The sequence below is a fragment of the Aurantimonas sp. C2-5-R2 genome (genome assembly GCF_036549495.1).
Taxonomy (GTDB): Bacteria; Pseudomonadota; Alphaproteobacteria; order Rhizobiales; family Rhizobiaceae; genus Aurantimonas; species Aurantimonas coralicida_A.
In genome coordinates, this window is sequence record NZ_JAZHLJ010000008.1 from 104,545 (window position 1) to 123,698 (window position 19,154).

General features: G+C 65.5%; 18 protein-coding genes and 1 riboswitch. Of the genes, 12 read left to right on the top strand and 6 right to left on the bottom strand.

Annotated features, from left to right (window positions below; genetic code table 11):
* Window positions 1-48: 48 nt before the first annotated feature.
* From VQ044_RS06190 to VQ044_RS06215, 6 genes are all read right to left on the bottom strand, one after another.
* Entirely contained in the window at window positions 49-1,122 is a 1,074-nt protein-coding gene (locus VQ044_RS06190) for a tartrate dehydrogenase (RefSeq protein ID WP_327646061.1), read from the bottom strand.
* Between the two features lie 55 nt (window positions 1,123-1,177).
* A complete protein-coding gene (locus VQ044_RS06195; RefSeq protein WP_327646062.1) occupies window positions 1,178-2,362 on the bottom strand; it encodes an acetyl-CoA C-acyltransferase in 1,185 nt (394 codons plus the stop codon).
* 12 nt (window positions 2,363-2,374) lie between these two features.
* A complete protein-coding gene (locus VQ044_RS06200) occupies window positions 2,375-2,980 on the bottom strand; it encodes a glutathione S-transferase family protein (protein ID WP_327625244.1) in 606 nt (201 codons plus the stop codon).
* Window positions 2,981-2,990: 10 nt separating this feature from the next.
* A complete protein-coding gene (locus VQ044_RS06205) occupies window positions 2,991-3,740 on the bottom strand; it encodes a glucose 1-dehydrogenase (RefSeq protein ID WP_327625245.1) in 750 nt (249 codons plus the stop codon).
* A 27-nt stretch (window positions 3,741-3,767) separates the two neighbouring features.
* Window positions 3,768-5,243 (bottom strand): aldehyde dehydrogenase family protein, encoded by a 1,476-nt coding sequence (locus VQ044_RS06210; RefSeq protein ID WP_442872862.1) that lies wholly within the window; start codon window positions 5,241-5,243, stop codon window positions 3,768-3,770.
* Between the two features lie 198 nt (window positions 5,244-5,441).
* A complete protein-coding gene (locus VQ044_RS06215; RefSeq protein WP_327646064.1) occupies window positions 5,442-6,326 on the bottom strand; it encodes an SMP-30/gluconolactonase/LRE family protein in 885 nt (294 codons plus the stop codon).
* 240 nt (window positions 6,327-6,566) lie between these two features.
* Here VQ044_RS06215 and VQ044_RS06220 point away from each other — a divergent pair, with 240 nt between their 5' ends.
* The 12 genes from VQ044_RS06220 to VQ044_RS06275 all read left to right on the top strand — a co-directional run.
* Window positions 6,567-7,481: a D-alanyl-D-alanine carboxypeptidase family protein gene (locus VQ044_RS06220; RefSeq protein ID WP_327646066.1), complete on the top strand. Its 915-nt coding sequence runs from the start codon at window positions 6,567-6,569 to the stop codon at window positions 7,479-7,481.
* Between the two features lie 330 nt (window positions 7,482-7,811).
* On the top strand, window positions 7,812-8,876 hold the full coding sequence (locus tag VQ044_RS06225; RefSeq protein ID WP_327625248.1) for an ABC transporter ATP-binding protein: 1,065 nt from the start codon (window positions 7,812-7,814) through the stop codon (window positions 8,874-8,876).
* A gap of 138 nt (window positions 8,877-9,014) precedes the next feature.
* Window positions 9,015-10,331, top strand: coding sequence for an ABC transporter substrate-binding protein (locus VQ044_RS06230; RefSeq protein WP_327625249.1), 1,317 nt, complete (start codon window positions 9,015-9,017; stop codon window positions 10,329-10,331).
* A gap of 122 nt (window positions 10,332-10,453) precedes the next feature.
* Window positions 10,454-11,386, top strand: coding sequence for a carbohydrate ABC transporter permease (locus VQ044_RS06235; RefSeq protein ID WP_327625250.1), 933 nt, complete (start codon window positions 10,454-10,456; stop codon window positions 11,384-11,386).
* 71 nt (window positions 11,387-11,457) lie between these two features.
* Complete coding sequence (locus tag VQ044_RS06240) at window positions 11,458-12,303, top strand: carbohydrate ABC transporter permease (RefSeq protein WP_232845747.1); 846 nt, start codon at window positions 11,458-11,460, stop codon at window positions 12,301-12,303.
* A 91-nt stretch (window positions 12,304-12,394) separates the two neighbouring features.
* A riboswitch (TPP riboswitch) is annotated at window positions 12,395-12,512 on the top strand.
* A gap of 152 nt (window positions 12,513-12,664) precedes the next feature.
* Entirely contained in the window at window positions 12,665-14,494 is a 1,830-nt protein-coding gene (gene thiC, locus VQ044_RS06245; RefSeq protein ID WP_327625251.1) for a phosphomethylpyrimidine synthase ThiC, read from the top strand.
* Window positions 14,495-14,498: 4 nt separating this feature from the next.
* On the top strand, window positions 14,499-15,476 hold the full coding sequence (locus VQ044_RS06250; RefSeq protein ID WP_327650873.1) for an FAD-dependent oxidoreductase: 978 nt from the start codon (window positions 14,499-14,501) through the stop codon (window positions 15,474-15,476).
* On the top strand, window positions 15,473-15,670 hold the full coding sequence (gene thiS, locus VQ044_RS06255; protein ID WP_327646068.1) for a sulfur carrier protein ThiS: 198 nt from the start codon (window positions 15,473-15,475) through the stop codon (window positions 15,668-15,670). Before VQ044_RS06250 ends, thiS begins: the two co-directional genes overlap by 4 nt.
* Window positions 15,671-15,680: 10 nt before the next feature.
* Window positions 15,681-16,451 carry a thiazole synthase gene (locus VQ044_RS06260; RefSeq protein ID WP_327646070.1) on the top strand — a complete coding sequence of 257 codons (771 nt, stop codon included), beginning with the start codon at window positions 15,681-15,683 and terminating at the stop codon, window positions 16,449-16,451.
* Between the two features lie 26 nt (window positions 16,452-16,477).
* Window positions 16,478-17,122 carry a thiamine phosphate synthase gene (locus VQ044_RS06265; RefSeq protein ID WP_327625260.1) on the top strand — a complete coding sequence of 215 codons (645 nt, stop codon included), beginning with the start codon at window positions 16,478-16,480 and terminating at the stop codon, window positions 17,120-17,122.
* The gene (gene thiD / locus VQ044_RS06270) at window positions 17,119-17,964 is read left to right on the top strand and encodes a bifunctional hydroxymethylpyrimidine kinase/phosphomethylpyrimidine kinase (protein WP_327646071.1); all 846 of its coding nucleotides are present in this window, start codon (window positions 17,119-17,121) and stop codon (window positions 17,962-17,964) included. Before VQ044_RS06265 ends, thiD begins: the two co-directional genes overlap by 4 nt.
* Before the next feature lie 141 nt (window positions 17,965-18,105).
* The coding region (locus VQ044_RS06275; RefSeq protein WP_331827652.1) for a CHASE3 domain-containing protein at window positions 18,106-19,154 on the top strand (1,049 nt) is incomplete at its 3' end.

The following is a 19,154-nucleotide window of genomic DNA, read 5'->3' on the forward strand; positions in this document are numbered from 1 at the left end:
GGCCGGCCTCATGACGAGGCCGGCCGTTTTTCGTAAGAGTCGCGCGGGTCAGCCCAGCGCGTCGGCGATCGCCTTGCCGCAGTCTTCGGTGCCGAGCGGGCCACCGAGGTCGCCGGTCCGCAGCTTTTCCTCCGCCAGCACCGTCTCGATGGCGCCGACGATCGCCGCAGCGGCCTCGGCGTGGCCGAGATGGTCGAGCATCATCGCCCCGGCCCAGATCTGGCCGACCGGGTTGGCGATACCCTTGCCGAAAATGTCGGGCGCCGAGCCATGCACCGGCTCGAACAGCGAGGGGAAATTCCGCTCCGGATTGATGTTGCCCGACGGCGCGATGCCGATCGTGCCGGTACAGGCCGGCCCGAGATCGGAGAGGATATCGCCGAACAGATTGGAGGCGACGACGACGTCGAAACGATCCGGATTCAGCACGAAATGCGCGGTCAAAATGTCGATGTGGTACTTGTCCCAGCGAATATCCGGATAGGACTTCGCCATCTCCTCCACCCGCTCGTCCCAATAGGGCATGGTGATCGAGATGCCGTTCGACTTGGTCGCCGAGGTCAGGTGCTTCTTGTCGCGGCGCTGGGCGAGCTCGAAGGCGTAGCGAAGAATCCGGTCGACGCCGACGCGGCTCATCACCGTCTCCTGGACGACAAATTCGCGGTCGGTGCCCTCGAACATGCGGCCGCCGACCGAGGAATATTCGCCCTCGGTGTTCTCGCGCACGACGAAAAAGTCGATGTCGCCCGGCTCGCGGCCGGCGAGCGGGCTCTTGACGCCCGGCATCAGCTTGACCGGACGAAGATTCACATACTGATCGAACTCACGGCGGAACTTGATGAGCGAGCCCCAGAGCGAGACGTGATCGGGCACCGTGTCCGGCCAGCCGACAGCGCCGAAGAAGATCGCGTCGTGTCCGCCGATCTGCGCCTTCCAATCCTCAGGCATCATCTCGCCGTGCTTGGCGTAGTAGTCGCAGGAGGCGAAGTCGAAGGTGTCGAACTTCAGGTCGAGGTAGAATTTCGACGCCGCCGCCTCCAGCACGCGCAGGCCCTCGGGGATGGTTTCCTTGCCGATGCCGTCACCGGCGATGACGGCGATCTTCAGACTGTTGGATGACATAGGACCTCTTTGCTTCAGGTGTAAGTCGGAATGGTTCGGGTTGTCGGTGCGGGGCTTATCGCAGCATTTCGACCGCGACAGCCGTCGCCTCGCCACCGCCGATGCAGATCGCGGCGACGCCGCGCCGCTGTCCCCGCTCGTGAAGGGCGGCGAGGAGCGTGACGATGATGCGGGCGCCGGACGCGCCGATCGGGTGGCCGAGAGCGCAGGCGCCGCCATGGACGTTCATGATGTCGAGCGGAATGCCGAGTTCGCGCATGGCGATCATCGGCACGACGGCGAAGGCCTCGTTGATCTCGAAAAGATCGACATCGGTGAGCTGCCATTCGGCGGCGTCGAGGACGCGGCGGATCGCCTCGACGGGCGCGGAGGTGAATTTTGCCGGCTCTCCTGCGAACTGGCTGGTCGCGACGATCCGCGCGAGTGGCGTCAGGCCACGCTTTTCGGCGCCACTCTCGCGGCCGAGCACCAGCGCCGCCGCGCCGTCGGAGATCGACGAGGAATTGGCGGCGGTCACCGTGCCGCCGGCCCGGAAGGCGGGCTTCAGGGTCGGGATCTTGGCGGCATCTGCCTTACCGGGCTGTTCGTCGCGGCTGACGGTGATCGAGCCCTTGCGGGTCGCGACCTCGACGGGAACGATCTCGGCGCCGAGCGCGTCACTCCCTTGAGCATCAAGGGCGCGGGTCAGCGAGGCGACGGCGTAGTCGTCCTGTTCGGTACGGGTGAACTGGTAGGCTTCGGCCGCGTCCTCTGCGAAACTGCCCATCAGCCGGCCCTTGTCGTAGGCGTCCTCCAGGCCGTCGAGGAACATGTGGTCGATCACCTGGCCATGGCCGAGCCGCAGGCCGGCGCGCGCCTTGGGTAGCAGATACGGCGCGTTCGACATCGACTCCATGCCGCCGGCGACGCGCAGGCCCTCCGGCCGCGCGCAGAGGCTGTCATGGGCCATCATCACCGCCATCATGCCCGAACCGCACATCTTGTTGACGGTGGCGCAGGGGACGGATTTCGGCAGGCCGCCGCCGATCGCCGCCTGACGGGCCGGCGCCTGGCCGAGCCCGGCGGGCAGCACGCAGCCCATCGTCACCTCGGTAACGGCGTCGGTCGCGGCGCCAGTGCGCTGCATCGCGGCGGCGATCGCCCTGGCGCCCAGCTCGGTGGCCGCAAGGCCGGCCAGTTCGCCCTGAAAGCCGCCAAGCGGCGTGCGGGCGCCGCCAAGGATGACGATCGGGTCCTGCATGGCAAATGCTCCTTAAAGCGGCGGGCGGGTCGCGGCCAGCGCCGGCCGATCGGATGCCAGCTCGCGCAGAGCAGACAATCGCGGCGTTGCCGAAATCCACTCGGCGCCGGGAAAGCGTAGCTCAACATAGTCGAGCGCGGTGATGGCGGCGATGGTGCCGAGATCCAGACGCTCGCCGGGCGTGTCGAGGACCATCGCATCGAGGCGCTTCAGGCCGTCGGCGACGGAGCGCCTGCGCCTGGCGGCGATCGGATTGGCGTCGAAGGCGTGGTCGGCGAAATCGCCGCTGACGATCCGGCGTCCGATGAGGATCTGCACGGCGGCGTCGCAGACGCCGATACCGGTGCCGGTGATCGCAAGGCTCTTCGGATCACTGGCCGAGAGGGCGCCCTTGCCCTGTCGCTCGGCGACGGTCGCGATGAGCAGGCACTCGGTGATCGTCGTGCCATCGTCGAGAACGAGGCAGGGAACCCGCCCGGCGCTGTTGGCGGCCAGCAGATCGGCCTCGTCCGCCCAGGGATCGACGGTCTGGATCTCCAGATCCGCGATTTTCGCCTCGATCAGCGCCGCATGGGCGATGCGGGCGAAGGGCGAGGTGGCGTTCTTTAAAAGCTTCATGGCCGGAACCTCAGATGCAGCGGCCGCCATCGACCTCGAGGACGGCGCCGGTGATCATCGCGGCTTCGTCGGAGGAAAGGAAGACAGTGGCGTTGGCGATGTCCTCGGGCCGGCTCATCCGGCCGAGCGGGATGGTGGCGATAAATTTGGCGCGGTTCTCCGGCGTATCGGGAACGCCCATGAATTCGGACAGAAGTCCGGTCTCGCCAATCACCGGGGCAATGCCGCAGACGCGGATCTTCATCGGCGCCAGTTCGACGGCGAGCGACTTGGTCAGCGTGTTCACCGCGCCCTTTGACGAATTGTACCAGGTGAGACCCGGACGCGGACGCAAGCCGGCGGTCGAGCCAATGTTGATAATGACGCCGCCGCCCGCGTCGCGCATGGCGGGGACGCAGGTCCGGGTCATGTGGAAGATCGCCTTCACATTGACCGCATAGACCTTGTCGAACTCCTCCTCGGTGACCTCGAGGATCGGCTTGTTGCGGTGGGTCCAGCCGGCATTGTTGACGACGATGTCGATGCCGCCCAGCGCGTCGGTGGCCGTCTTCCACGCCGCTTCGACCGCTTGTCCGTCGGTGAGGTCGCAGGGAATCGCCACATGCCCGTCGCCGAGTTCGCCGGCCACCCGCCGGGCGCCTGCCTCGTTGATGTCGAGCACGGCGACCTTCGCGCCCTCCTTCGCAAAGGCCCTGGCGATGCCTTCGCCGAAACCGGAGCCGCCACCCGTGACGAGGGCGCGCTTGTTGGCCAGACGCATGAATGATCCTCCCGATCGATCGTCTATCTATTCGCCGTGGTTGAACACGACCGTCTTCAATTCCGAAAACTCGTAGAGGGCCTCGAAACCCTTCTCGCGGCCGTGGCCGGATTTCTTCACTCCGCCGAAGGGAAGTTCGATGCCGCCGCCGGCCCCATAGCCGTTGACGTAGACCTGGCCGGCGCGGACCTTTCGGGCCATGCGCATCTGCCGGTCGCCGGCATTCGTCCAGATTCCGGCGACAAGGCCGTAGTCGGTGCCGTTTGCGATGCGGACGGCATCCGCCTCGTCCTCGAAGGTGGAGACGGCAAGCACAGGGCCGAACACCTCCTCGCGGGCCAGGCGATGCTCGGGCGGAACCAGCCCGAGAACGCGCGGCGCGACATAAAAGCCGCCGGCCGGCGCGTTCGGCGAGATCCGGCCGGTCGCCAGCGTCTTGATGCCGGTTTCGGCCGCGTGATCGAGGAAGGACTGGACGCGCGCCTTCTGCTTGGCGCTGACCAGGGCGCCGAGATCGGCGTCTTCGTCATGGGGCGCGGCGACAAGGCTCTCGAACTTCGCCGTCACCCGCTCCAGTACCTTGTCGAGGATCGGTCTGTGGATGAGCAGCCGGCTGCCGGCCGAGCAGGTCTGGCCGCCATTCTGGACGATCGCGCCGGAGATGAACGGCAGCGCCTTGTCGAGATCGGCGTCGTCGAAGAGGATCTGCGGAGACTTGCCGCCGAGCTCCATGGTGCAGCCGACATTGTTGATGGCGCACGCCTGCTGGATCAGCGTGCCGACCTGGGGCGAGCCGGTGAATGACATGAAGTCGATGCCGGGATGGGCGGACAGCGCCGCGCCAGCCTTTTCGCCATAGCCGGTGACGAGATTGATCGCGCCCTCCGGCAGGCCGGCCTCGAGCGCCAGCTGGGTCAGGCGGATCGGCGTCAGGCAGGCTTCCTCGGCCGGCTTGATGACTGTCGCGTTGCCCATCGCGAGCGACGCGCCGATAGTCCGGCCATACATCTGCGCCGGGTAATTCCAGGCGATGATATGGCCGGTGACGCCCTTGGCCTCGCGCAGGGTCATGACGGTGTAGCCGTTCATGAAGGGCAGCGTCTCGCCATGTACCTTGTCCGCGGCGCCGGCGTAGAACTCGAAATATCGGGCGCAGGCGGCGATGTCGGCCCGCGCCTGTTTCATCGGCTTGCCGCAGTCGAGCGCTTCCAGCTGCGCCAGTTCCTCGGCGTTTTCAGCGATGAGCAGGGAGAACTTCATCAGCAGCCGGCCGCGATCGACCGCCGAGAGCCGGCCCCAGGCTCCGCGCTCGAAAGCCTCGCGCGCGGCGGCGACGGCGCGGTCGATCTCGGCCTCGCCGCCAGCGGCGATCTTCGCCACGACTTCGCCGGTCGATGGGGCGATCACATCGATGGTTTCGCCCGAATCCGCAGCGGCCCACCGGCCGGCGATCTGGATCGTCGAACCGCTCGCCGCGTTGTCGAACTTGAACTGCTGGTTCACCGCTTCCTCCCTGTTTTCCGTACAGACGCGCTAAGACACCGTCGCGTCGGCGCCTCCGCACCTATTGCCAAGGCCCTCTTACGGCTTTGCCGCGCTGGAGGAAAGCCAGCGGATGAGGACGAAGCGCGGCGTCTGACCTTACGCGGTCAATCGTCGGTCTGCTCCCCTAACGACGAGCAGTGTCGACCCATCGCTTCGTCATAGCAGGACTTTGGGTTCAGGGCGGCCCCGCACCGGAAGGTCGATGAGGAAGGACGTGCCGGCATGCGGGTCATTCTTACGCGATTTTTCCGAGAGGCCGGACCAGGCCGAGGTGACGATCATCCGGTCGAGTTTCGGGCCGACGAAGCAGGGGCAGGTGACCTGCCGGGCGTCGATTGCGATCGTGCGGAGGCGCGTCCCCTCCGGCGAATAGGCGTCGACCGTTCCATTGCCCCAGCGCGCGTTCCAGATCACACCGTCGGCATCGCAGATCGCGCCGTCGAGCCCACCCTTGCCGCCGCGCTGGTCGAAGAACAGGGTGGGCTCGGCGGTGGGCAAGCCGGTTTTCGGATCGACGGCGACGCGCATCAGACGGTTGATGGCGGTGTCGGTGAAATAGGCGAGGCGCCCGTCGGGCGAAAAGCAGATCGCATTCGGGATCGTGACGTTGGAATAGAGCGTCCGCAATTCGCCGCCGCGATACCAGTAGATCGCGCCGGCGCCCTTCTCGTGCGCCTTGCCCATGGTGCCGATCCACAGCGCGCCGGACGGATGGACGCGGCCGTCGTTCGAGCGCGTCGCCGCATTGTCGGCCTCCAGCGGCCGATGCAGCGACAGCCGCCCGGTCGCCGTCTCGCGAAGATAAAGGCCATCCTCCGCCGCGATCAGCTGGCGCTCGGCATCGACGACGGCGAGGGCGCTCGCCATGAAAGGCAGGGGATGGACGGTCGCTTCCGCCGCGTCTCCGCCTTTTTCCAGCAGGGATCGGCCCTCGATGTCGAACCACCACGCCGTGCCGGTCGCCGGATCGTAAGTCGGACCCTCGCCCAGCTGGCAGGCGATGTCGCAATAGAGGCTGACGGAAATTTCGGCGTCGGTCATCGGCGGTCCAGACTTTTCTATCAACCAAGAATGGCCCGTTCGCCCGGCCCTGTCGATCCGGCCCTGTCGATCCGGCGCGACGAGCCCGAGATGGGACAAGACACGTCCCGGCGCTCGTCGCTCCAATGTGCCCTCCGCAACACATTGGTCGTTAAACAAGATTCAAGATCGCAGGGTTAGTTTGACAGACAGCGCCGTGGCCAACTAGCTCCCGGCAAGCCAATCGAGAGCCCCGCCCCAGTGACGTTCCGCCTTTTCGCCCGGCCCGGCCTTGTCGCGCCCTTCAAAGCGACGATCGCCGCGCTCCTCGCGCTGTCGCTCGTCGCCTGCCAGTCGACGGAGCTGACGACCGCCGGCTTGATGTCAGCGAGTGGGCCACGCGCGGCCAGTGCCCTCGCCGGCGAAGCGGAGATCCGCGGGCAGTCCACGCTGGTCCTTGATTACGCCAGCGGCCGCACGCTCTACGAGGAGGCGGCCGACGGCCTGCGCTATCCGGCCTCGCTGACCAAGATGATGACGCTCTATTTGCTGTTCGAGACGATCGGCGAGGGTCGCCTCTCGCTCGACAGCGAGCTTGTCGTCACCGAGAACGCGGCGTCGAAGCCGCCGGCCAAGATCGGCCTCAAAGCAGGATCGACGATCCGCGTCCGCGACGCCGCCCAGGCGATCGCGGTGAAGTCGGCCAACGACGTCGCGACCGTCATCGCGGAAAACCTCGGCGGCTCGGAAGATGGTTTCGCGGCGGCGATGACGGCGAAGGCCCGCTCCCTCGGCATGAGCCGGACGCAATTCGCCAACGCCTCCGGCCTGCCCGATCCGCGCCAGATCTCCACGGCGCGCGACATGGCGACGCTCGGCCGCGCCTTGCTGTCGCGCTTTCCCCAGTATGCGCCGCTGTTCAGCGTGACCGAGTTCGAATATGGCGGCAAGAGCTTCAAGGCGACGAACAAGCTTCTCGGCAAGGTGCCTGGCGTCGACGGTTTGAAGACCGGCTATATCCGCGACGCAGGCTTCCACCTCGTCGCGACCGCCAAGCGCGGCGGACGCCGGATCATCGTCGTCGTGATGGGCGGCGAAAAAGGCAAGGAACGCGACGCCAAGGTGGCCGCGCTGATCGACCAATATCTCGGCGCTGCCCAGTTCGCCGAGCGCTGAGTCTGGCGCCCGGCCGGCTTCGCGAAAAGTCCGGCGATCCGGCAATATGACAGCTACGACATTGGTTTTCTCGCCGTTCGAGGCTCTGGCCCGGCAACGGCCGGCTGATCCCGCACGGCAAACGGGAATCCGCCATTGACGGGATGCCCCGGCGGGGTCGACAGTGGATTCTTCGATCACCGGACGCTGATCGACAAAAATCGCTTGCAAAAGCCCGCAGATCGTAGCGTTTTGCAATTAAGGTATACGAAAGGCGACAGGCCCGATTGCGTTGTGTGGCCGAAGCGGACAGTATGCCGGCAACGAAAAGAATCCATTGTGGGGAAGCGAATGGCATCGGTGACGTTCCGGGACGTGCGCAAGGCGTTCGGTCCGGTGGAAGTGCTGCATGGCGTCTCGATCGATATCGAGGAGGGGCAGTTCGTCGTGCTGGTGGGCCCGTCGGGCTGCGGCAAGTCGACACTGCTGCGCATGCTCGCGGGGCTGGAGCACATCTCTTCCGGTGAGATCCTGATCGGCGACCGGGTGGTCAATGCCTTGCCGCCGAAGGACCGCGATATCGCCATGGTCTTCCAGAACTATGCGCTCTACCCGCACATCTCCGTGGCGGAGAACATGGCGTTTTCGTTGATGCTGAAGGGTGCCTCGAAGAACGAGATCGAAGCCCGGGTCAAGCCCGCCGCCGAAATCCTCGGCCTGACCCATCTGCTCGACCGTTATCCGCGCCAGCTTTCCGGCGGCCAACGCCAGCGCGTCGCCATGGGGCGGGCGATCGTGCGCGAGCCGCAGGTGTTCCTGTTCGACGAGCCGCTGTCGAATCTCGACGCCAAGCTGCGCGTCTCGATGCGCTCCGAGATGAAGAATCTCCACCAGCGCCTGAAGACCACCACCGTCTACGTCACCCACGACCAGATCGAGGCGATGACCATGGCCGACAAGATCGTCGTCATGCACGACGGGATCGTCGAGCAGGTCGGCACGCCGCTGGAGCTCTACGACCGTCCCGACAATCTTTTCGTCGCTGGTTTCATCGGCTCGCCGGCGATGAACATGGTGACCGGCGCGGCCGATCCGGACGACCGAACATATTTCGTCACGGGCGATGGACATCGACTGCCGATCGCGCGGCCGGGCAAGGTCGAGCCTGGACGCGAGACGATCTACGGCGTGCGACCGGAGGGGATGAGCCTCGGCGGTGACGTGCCGCTCAAGGTCGAGGTGGTTGAGCCGACAGGCTCCGAGACCCACGTCATCGCCAAGCTTGGCCAGACCGAGATAATCTGCGTCTTCCGTGAGCGCATTTCCGAAGGGCCGGGAGACGAGCTGCGGGTGTCGATCGACCCGAACGCGGTGCATCTGTTCGACGCCAAGTCCGGGGCGCGCGTCTCGGAGTGATCTCAGTCGGCACGCGTCTGGCCTAAGCGGCCTGTCGATGCCAACAATGAGAGACTAAGCCAGACAGACCGTCGCGGCAGCGGGAGGCCGCCGACGGAGAGTGCAGGGAGCGCTTCCGCTCAAGAGGAGGAGATAGCAATGACGATCAATCGCAGAACACTTCTACAGGGTACGGCGGGCCTCGCGGCGAGCGCGGCATTCGGCGGAATGCTCGGAAATGGCCGCGCCTTCGCGCAAGGGGCCATGCCGGAATTCAAGCCGGAAGAGGGCGCAAGTCTCAGGCTGCTTCGCTGGGTGCCGTTCGTGTCCGGTGAGGAAGAAGCCTGGAACGCCAACACCAAGGCGTTTACCGAGGCGACCGGCGTCGAGGTCCAGATCGACCAGGAAAGCTGGGAGGACGTGCGTCCCAAGGCGGCCGTCGCGGCCAATGTCGGCTCCGGCCCCGATATGGTGATGAGCTGGTTCGACGATCCGTTCCAGTATCCCGACAAGCTCGTCGACGTCACCGACGTCGCCACCGCGCTCGGCGAGCAGAGCGGCGGCTGGTACGAGGGCCTGGAAGGCTACGCCAAGCAGGGCGACAAGTTCATCGCCGTCCCGCTGACCGCGATCGGCAACGCCATCTGCTATCGCGACAGCCATATGAAGGCGGCCGGGTTCGACGAGTTCCCGCAAGATACCGACGGCTTCCTCGAGCTTTGCAAAGCGATGCAGGCCAAGGGCACGCCCGCCGGATTCCCGCACGGCAAGGCCGTCGGCGACGGCAACAACTACGCGCACTGGCTGTTGTGGAGCCATGGCGGCATGACCGTCGACGAGAGTGGTAAGCCGGCGATCGACAGCCCCGAGACCAAAGCCGCGATCGAATACGCCAAGGCGCTCTACGCGACCTTCATCCCGGGCACCGAGAGCTGGCTCGACATCAACAACAACCGCGCCTTTCTGGCCGGACAGATCTCGCTGACGGCAAACGGAGTCTCACTCTACTACGCCGCCAAGAAAGACCCCGCGATGGCGGAGATCGCCGAGGACATGCGCACGACCAACCTGCCGATCGGTCCGGTCGGCAAGTCGGTGGAACTGCACCAGACCTCGACGATCAACGTCTTCAAGCACACCAAATACCCGGAGGCGGCCAAGGCCTACATCGCCTTCATGTACCAGCCCGATCAGATGAACGCCTGGATTCAGGGTGCCAGCGCCTATTGCTGCCAGCCGTTGAAGGCGTTCGCCGACAATCCGATCTGGACCTCGGACCCGATCCACGAGCCCTATTCCAAGGCGTCGGCGAGCTTGCGCCCGAACGGCTTTGCCGGGCCGCTCGGACCCTCGTCGGCCGGCGTGATGGCCGACTATGTGGTCGTCGACATGTTTGCGGAGGCGGTCACCGGTCAACGGACGGCCGAAGAGGCGATCGCCAACGCCGAGCGGCGTATCGCCCGCTACTACCGCTAACCAAACGAGGGGCGCCGGCGATCGCTGGCGCCCCTTGGCGTTTTCGACCATCAAGACCGCAGCGATGTGGCGTGATTTACCCGATCCCGTGGGCCGGGCAGCAAAAGAGGAACGAGCAAGCGATGTCGAGCGTCCAGGCGGTACCGCGGCCATCCATCCTGCGCCGGTTCGTGCAAAGCCGGAACGGCCTCGGGCTGCTGTTCATGCTGCCGGCGGCGATCTTCTTGCTGTTCTTCCTCACCTATCCGCTCGGGCTCGGCGTCTGGCTGGGCTTTACCGATACGACCATCGGTCGCACCGGCGTCTTCGTCGGTCTGGAAAACTACGCCTGGCTGTTCGACGATCCGGTGTTCTGGCTGTCGGTCTACAACACCGTCCTCTACACCTTCGTCGCCTCGGTGCTGAAGTTCGTGCTCGGCCTTTGGCTGGCCCTGATCCTCAACGAGCGCCTGCCGTTCAAGAACTTCTTCCGAGCGATCATCCTGCTGCCCTGGGTGGTGCCGACAGTCCTGTCGGCGCTAGCCTTCTGGTGGATCTACGATTCACAGTTCTCGATCATTTCCTGGGTGCTCATGCAGTGGGGCTGGATCGACACGCCGATCAACTTCCTCGGCGATCCGAACAAGGCCCGCGCCTCGGTCATCGCGGCCAATGTCTGGCGCGGCATTCCGTTCGTGGCGATCTCGCTGCTCGCGGGGCTGCAGACGATCCCGCAATCGCTGAACGAGGCCGCGGCGCTCGACGGCGCGACGCCGTGGCAGCGTTTCACCAAGATCACCCTGCCGCTGCTGACGCCGATCATCGCCGTGGTGATGACCTTCTCGGTGCTGTTCACCTTCACCGATTTCCAGCTGATCTACGTCTTGACGCGCGGCGGCCCGGTCAACGCGACGCATCTGATGGCGACGCTCTCGTTCCAGCGCGCCATTCCCGGCGGCCAGCTCGGTGAGGGCGCGGCGATCGCCGTCGCCATGATTCCTTTCCTGCTCGCCGCGATCCTGTTCTCGTTCTTCGGGCTGCAGCGACGCAAATGGCAGCAGGGCGCGGCCGATTGAGGAGATATGACCCCGTGAGCCAAGAAACGCTTCCCGGCCGCACCGTCGCCGTGCATGACGACACCGAAGGCATGCAGCAGTTCAACTCGCTGCCGCGCCGCATCCTCGTGGTCTATCTGCCCTTGGCGGTGTTCGTGTTCGTGCTGCTGTTCCCATTCTACTGGATGGCGATCACGGCGGTAAAACCGAACCACCAGCTGACCAACTATACCGACTATAGCCCGTTCTGGGTGGTCAAGCCGACGCTCGAGCATATCCGCTTCCTGCTCTTCGAGACCTCCTATCCGGGCTGGCTGTGGAACACCATGCTGGTCTCCGTTGCCTCGACGGCGATTGCGCTGGCCGCCTCGGTCTTCGCCGCCTACGCGATCGAACGGGTGCGCTTCACCGGCGCGCGGGTCACCGGTCTGTTGATCTTTCTCGCTTATCTCGTGCCGCCGTCGATCCTGTTCATTCCGCTCGCCTTCATCGTTTTCAATGTCGGCATCTTCGATTCCCGGCTGGCGCTGATCCTGACCTATCCGACCTTCCTCATCCCGTTCTGCACCTGGCTGCTGATGGGCTATTTCCGCACCATCCCCTTCGAGCTGGAAGAGAGCGCGCTGGTGGACGGGGCGACGCGCTGGCAGATCCTGACCAAGGTGGTACTGCCTTTGGCCGTGCCCGGCCTGATCTCCGCCGGCATCTTCGCCTTCACGCTGTCCTGGAACGAGTTCATCTACGCGCTGACCTTCATCTCCTCGTCGGAGAACAAGACAATCCCGGTCGGCGTGCTGACCGAGCTTGTGCGCGGCGACATCTACGAATGGGGGGCGCTGATGGCCGGGGCTCTGCTCGGCTCGCTCCCCGTCGTCATCCTCTACTCCTTCTTCGTCGACTATTACGTCTCGTCGATGACCGGCGCGGTGAAGGAATAGGCGCTTCCGCGGTGCTTTCACGACATTTGGCGGTCCGGTCTCCGGGTCGGCGCAGATCGCCGTTGACTTTGGCCGCTGAATTGATAGCGTTTGCTCGTCCAAGGGGAGTTCCGGCAAGGAACTGAGAGGCCGACGGCTCAAGAAGCGCGCGGCGACCCTACGAACCTGATCCAGTTGACACTGGCGTAGGGATGGAGTGAGCCGCTTCCCGATCCGTTTTCCCCTTTGACGACCCGCCGCCTACGCGGCGCGTTCTCTGGCGACGACAATCGGGGAAGAGGCATCGGGAAACCCCCGGTGTGAAGCGGCCCAATCTTACCCAAACCGCGGAACTGGATCTCCTTGTCGAACAGGAGAGCCTATGAACGCCCAGACTCCCACCGTTATTGCCCCCACCGTGACCAGCGGCCCGCTGCCAGCATCCCGCAAGATCTGGCGCGCCGGTACGCTCCACCCCGAAGTCCGCGTCCCGATGCGCGAGATCTCCGTGCATCCGACCGCCGGCGAGCCGCCGGTCACTGTCTATGATTCCTCCGGTCCCTATACGGACGACACGGCAACAACCGATATCGCCGCCGGCCTTCCCCGCAAGCGGCGCGATTGGACGCTCGCGGCCGGAGACGTCGAGGACTATGCCGGCCGGGTGGTCCGGCCGGAAGACAATGGCGTTACCTCCGACGCCAAGCGCGTTCCGACCTTTCCTGTCTCCCATGCACCGCTGCGGGCGAAGAGCGGCAAGGCCGTCACCCAGATCGCCTATGCCCGCGCCGGCATCGTCACTCCGGAAATGGAGTTCGTCGCGATCCGCGAGAATCTCGGGCGCGAGCAGGCCAAGGCCCAGCTGGAGCGGGACGGTCATCCCTTTTCCGCCACCATCCCCGATTTCATCACCCCCGAATGGGTGCGCGACGAGGTGGCGTCGGGCCGGGCGATCATTCCTGCCAACATCAACCATCCCGAACTCGAGCCGATGGCGATCGGGCGCAATTTCCTGGTCAAGATCAACGCCAATATCGGCAATTCGGCCGTGACCTCGTCGATGGCCGAAGAGGTCGAGAAGATGGTCTGGTCGATCCGCTGGGGCGCCGATACGGTCATGGATTTGTCGACCGGCCGCAATATCCACGACATTCGCGAGTGGATCATCCGCAACGCGCCGGTGCCGATCGGCACCGTGCCGCTCTACCAGGCGCTGGAGAAGGTCGACGGCATCGCCGAGAATCTAACCTGGGAGGTCTATCGCGACACGCTGATCGAGCAGGCCGAGCAGGGTGTCGACTATTTCACCATCCATGCCGGCGTGCGGCTGCGTCACATCCCGCTCACCGTCGAGCGGGTCACCGGCATCGTCTCTCGCGGCGGCTCGATCATGGCCAAATGGTGCCTGCACCACCACAAGGAGAGCTTCCTCTACGAGCATTTCGAGGAAATCTGCGACATCTGCCGGATGTACGACGTGTCTTTCTCGCTCGGTGACGGCCTGCGTCCCGGCTCGATCGCCGACGCCAACGACAAGGCACAGTTCGCCGAACTGGAAACGCTCGGCGAACTGACGCAGATCGCCTGGGCCAAGGACTGCCAGGTGATGATCGAGGGTCCGGGGCACGTCCCGATGCACAAGATCAAGGAAAATGTCGATCTGCAGATGAAGGTCTGCGGCGAGGCCCCGTTCTATACGCTCGGGCCCTTGGTGACCGACATCGCGCCGGGCTACGACCACATCACCAGCGGCATCGGCGCGGCGATGATCGGCTGGTTCGGCACGGCCATGCTCTGCTACGTAACGCCCAAGGAGCATCTGGGCCTGCCCGACCGCGACGACGTCAAGGTCGGGGTGATCACCTACAAGATCGCCGCCCACGCCGCCGATCTCGCCAAGGGCCACCCGGCCTCGCAGCTGCGCGACGACGCGCTGTCGCGGGCCCGATTCGAGTTTCGCTGGGAGGACCAGTTCAACCTCTCGCTGGATCCGGAAACGGCGCGCTCGCTGCACGACGAGACGCTGCCCAAGGAGGCGCACAAGACGGCGCATTTCTGCTCCATGTGCGGCCCGAAATTCTGCTCCATGAAGATCTCCCACGATATCCGCGCCGAGGCGCAGAAAGAGGGGATGGAGGAGATGGCCCGCAAATACCGTGAGGGCGGCGATCTTTATATGCCGGCGAACGCGGCCGGCGAAGCGGCGGAGTAGGCCGATGCAGATCGCGGTTCTCGGCGCCGGTGTCGCGGGGCTGGCCTCCGCCACCGTGCTCGCCGAGCGGGGTGCTTCGGTGACGGTGTTCGAGCGTGGCGCCGCCATCGGGGAGGGCGCGGCGTCGCGTCTCGCCGGCGCCATGCTGGCGCCGTGGTGCGAGCGCGAAAGCGCCGAGCCCGAGGTGGTCCGGCTCGGCGCCGGCGCCGCCGACTGGTGGGCGGCCCGCGTCCCCGGTGTGGCGCGGCAGGGCAGCCTGGTCCTGGCGCCGCCGCGCGACCGGGCGGAGCTCGACTGTTTTGCCCGGCGCACCGACCATTTCGACCGTGTCGGGGCCGAGGAGATCGCCGAGCTCGAGCCCAGCCTCGCCGGGCGGTTCCAGGCAGGGCTGCTGTTTGCCGAAGAGGCGCATCTGTGCCCGCGCTGCGCCTTGAAGGCGCTGGCCCGGCGGCTGGAGGGGATGGGGGCCGCATTCCATTTCGGTGAGGACGGGCGCGCTGCGTCCGCGGGCTTCGAAACGGTTATCGACTGCCGTGGTTTTGCCGCCCGCGAGACCTTGCCGGAGCTGCGCGGCGTGCGCGGCGAAATGGTGCTGCTGCGGACGGGCGAGGTGGCGCTGTCGCGGCCGGTCCGTCTCCTGCATCCGCGTCAGCCGATTTACGTCGTGCCGCGTGTGGACGGCATCTTCATGGTCGGCGCGACGATGATCGAGAGCGAAAACCGGGGCGCGATCACGCTGCGCTCGGCGGTCGAGCTTTTGTCGGCCGCCTACGCGCTGCACCCGGCTTTCGCCGAGGCGGAGATCCTCGAGACCGGCGTCGGGATTCGGCCGGCCTTTCCCGACAACCTGCCACGGGTGACGCGGCAGGGACGGGTGATCTCGGTCAACGGTCTTTACCGCCACGGATTTCTGCTGGCGCCGGATGTCGCGGGGCGGGCGGCCGATCTCGCCCTCGGCAAGAGCGGGAGGGTTGCGGCGTGACGATCAAGCTGAACGGCGAGGCGCGCGAGGTCGCGGCGACGACACTCGATGCTCTTCTGGTCGAACTCGGGCTGGCGGACGCGGTCGTCGCCACCGCGCGCAATTGTGATTTCGTGGCGAAAGAGGACCGACCGGCGACACCGGTCGTCGACGGCGATGCGATCGAAATCGTCGCGCCCATGCAGGGAGGCTAGGAGATTGTCGATGGACATTTACGGACGCCACCACGCCTCGCGGCTGATGCTCGGCACCGCGCTCTATCCGTCGCCGGCGATCATGGCCGACGCCGTGCGCGCTTCCGGGGCGGAACTCGTCACCGTCTCGCTCCGCCGCGAGAGTGCCGGAGCGAAGGCCGGGCAGGGATTCTGGGACCTGATCCGCGATCTCGGCGTGCAGGTGCTGCCCAATACGGCTGGCTGCCATACGGTGAAGGACGCGGTGACGACCGCGCAGATGGGCCGCGAGATCTTCGACACCACGCTGGTCAAGCTGGAGGTGATCGGCGAGGCCGACACGCTGCAGCCCGATCTCTTCGGCTTGGTCGACGCGGCGCGAATCCTCGTCGCCGAGGGGTTCGAGGTCTTGCCTTATACGACCGAGGACCTCGTCGCCGCCGAACGCTTGATCGAAGCCGGATGCCGCGTCCTCATGCCCTGGGGCGCACCGATCGGCTCGGCCAGGGGCCTCAACAACCGCTATGGGCTGCGCAGCCTCAGGGCGCATTTTCCGGAGGTGACGCTGATCGTCGACGCCGGTCTCGGCGTGCCCTCGCATGCGGCCGAGGCGATGGAACTCGGCTTCGACGGCGTCCTCCTCAACACCGCAATCGCCAAGGCCGGCGATCCGGTCGCGATGGCGCGCGCCTTCGCGCTGGCGGTCGAGGCCGGGCGACTCGGCTACGAGGCGGGCGCGCTGGAGCCGCGCGACATGGCCGCGCCGTCGACGCCGGTGCTGGGCAGGGCGCTGCTGGCATGAGCGCGACAATGGATGGGGGCACGCGGATCGGGCTCGATCCGTTTTACCTGATCGTCGACGACGCCGACTGGGTCGAGCGGCTGGTGCCGCTTGGCGTCAGACTGGTGCAATTGCGAGCCAAGGCGATGGACGCGCGGCGGCTGCGCGCCGAAATTCGCCGCGCAAGGGACGTGTGCGAGGCCAATGCCTGCCAGCTCGTGGTCAACGACCACTGGCGCCTGGCGATCGAGGAGGGCTGCGATGTCGTCCATCTCGGGCAGGAGGATCTGGCCGATGCCGATCGTGCCGCCATCCGCCGCGCCGGGCTGAAGCTCGGCCTGTCGACCCATGACCGGGTCGAGCTTGCAACCGCGCTTGCGGCCGAGCCCGACTATGTCGCGCTCGGCCCAATCTGGCCGACCATTCTGAAGGCGATGAATTGGGCGCCGCAGACCCCGGCAAAGCTCGCCGCCTGGCGCGCGGCGATCGGCGACATACCACTGGTCGCGATCGGCGGCCTCACTGTCGCGCGGCTCGGTGAGGTGTTCGAGAATGGTGCCGACAGCGCCGCCGTCGTTACCGACATCACCCGAAACGCCGACCCGGAGGGGCGGACCCGCGAATGGATCGCTGCGACCCGGCGCTGGCGCGCGGGCGGAGAGCCCGAAGCGGCAGGGACGGACAGCGCTTGAGCGCCTCGCCTGTGGTGCTGGCGATCGCCGGCTCGGATTCCTCCGGCGGGGCCGGGATCGCCGCCGACATTCGCGCCGCGCATGACCTTGGCGCCACGCTGCGGTTTGCACTCTCGGCGGTGACGGCGCAATCCGACCGTCAGGTGACCGCCATCCATCCGGTTCCGTTGGACATTCTGCGCGAGCAGATCCGGCTGGCGCTGGAGGATGGGGCAGTCGGCGCCATCAAGATCGGTATGCTCGGCTCGGCGGCCACCGTCGAAGCGGTCGCCTCGGCGCTGACTGAATACACTGACCTGCCCGTCGTTATCGATCCGGTCGTGTCGTCGAGTTCCGGCCGCCGGCTTCTCGACGATGCGGCGATGGCGGTTTTCATCGAGCGGATACTCCCGCTGGCGACCTTGCTGACGCCGAATCTGCCCGAGCTTCAAATTCTGGCGGCGGCGATCTTGGACGCCGAGCCTCCGGCCACAATCGCGGAGCAGGCGGGCGTCCTCCTTGGGGCCGGCACAAAGGCAGTGCTCGTCAAGGGCGGCCATGATCAAGGCGACGGCGCGGTGGATCTGCTGTTTCAGTCCGGCGGCGACACGCCGGATCGCTTCGCCTCGCCGCGTCGCCCGGTCGCGATTCGCGGCACCGGCTGCATGCTGTCGACCGCGATTTGCGTGGCCTTGGCGCAAGGTGATTCCCTTGCGGCTTCTTGCCGCAGGGGGAAGAATCAGATCAGGGCATGTTTCGAACGCATGGTGGACGACGCCGATTCGCGTATAGGCAAAGAAGCGATTCCCGCTGTTGTGCGGTCCGATACGCTAAACAATGCGGATACGGCAGTCGGGAAATAACGATTGCGGCATCCGAAGCGTCACATTTCTTCGTAAAGCGGCGTTATATTAAGTTCGGCAGCTATTTATTTTCGTGGCGAATTGTTGGCCGAAAAGCGACTGCGCTCGCGGGTAAGAACGAATTCGTAAGCATTTTTGTCGATGGTCCGGGATGCCGGCAAGGAACACCGTCGGCAAAATCCGATGGCAATGACTGCCTCCCCCGGAATAGAGCGGACTTTTGACGGTATAGACGCCCGGTTTCTCATGCGAACCGCGCGCTCCAGCCGGAATCCAGCATTGTATGAAAGAAACGGAATGCGCGTCGCGAATATGAAAATCAGCCGGAAGCTTATTGCCGGCTTTCTGGTGATCATGCTGGCTGTCGTTGACCTCAGCGGCGTTGTTCAATTCAATATCTGGAAGCTTGAGGAGGCGACGCTCGCCCAAGAAGAGAGCGCGAAGACCATGAGAATCGCGGCCCAACTGGAGCCGGCCTTGCTCGAACAAATCGTCGCGCTGCGCGGCTATCTTCTCCATCAGGCTCCGGCCCGGCTCGAGCAAATCGAAGTCGAGCGGACGAATTTTCAGAACAGCCTGCAGCAGCTCGACGCGGTGGTCACCGATCGCGGCCAAAAGCAAAGGCTCGCCGAGATCCGGGAGAAGGGCACGACATTGATGGCCGGCCAGGACAAGCGCGTTGCCATGGCCCGCAATCCTTTGACGCTCGGTCAGGCCATCGCCGACTTCAGCGAAGGTAAAGGCAAGAATCTGCAACTTTTTCGTGACGCAATGGAGGCCTTCCATGACGCCGAGGGACAGCGCCAGGCCGACAGGTCCGCCGAACAGTACAGCGCCAAATCCAGCATGCAGCTTGCGTTGCTGATCGGCAGCATCGCGGCGGCCTCGCTCGCCGTTTTGGTTGGCTGGCTTCTGTCGCGTGCTATTGCCACTCCGATCGACCGGATGACTGCTCTGATGGACCGACTCGCCAAGGGCGACAAGTCGATCGTGGTCGAGGGGCAGGACCGCAAGGATGAGATCGGCGCGATGGCTGTTGCAGTGGAGAGCTTCAAGCAGGCGGCGATCGAGCGTGAGCGTCTGGAGAGCGAGGCTGCGGCAGCGCGGATCGACCAGGAGCAGGCGAAGACCCGTCAGGCGGCGCTGGACAATGCCAAGGCCGAGGATCTGCGCGTCTTCGTCGGCGTGGT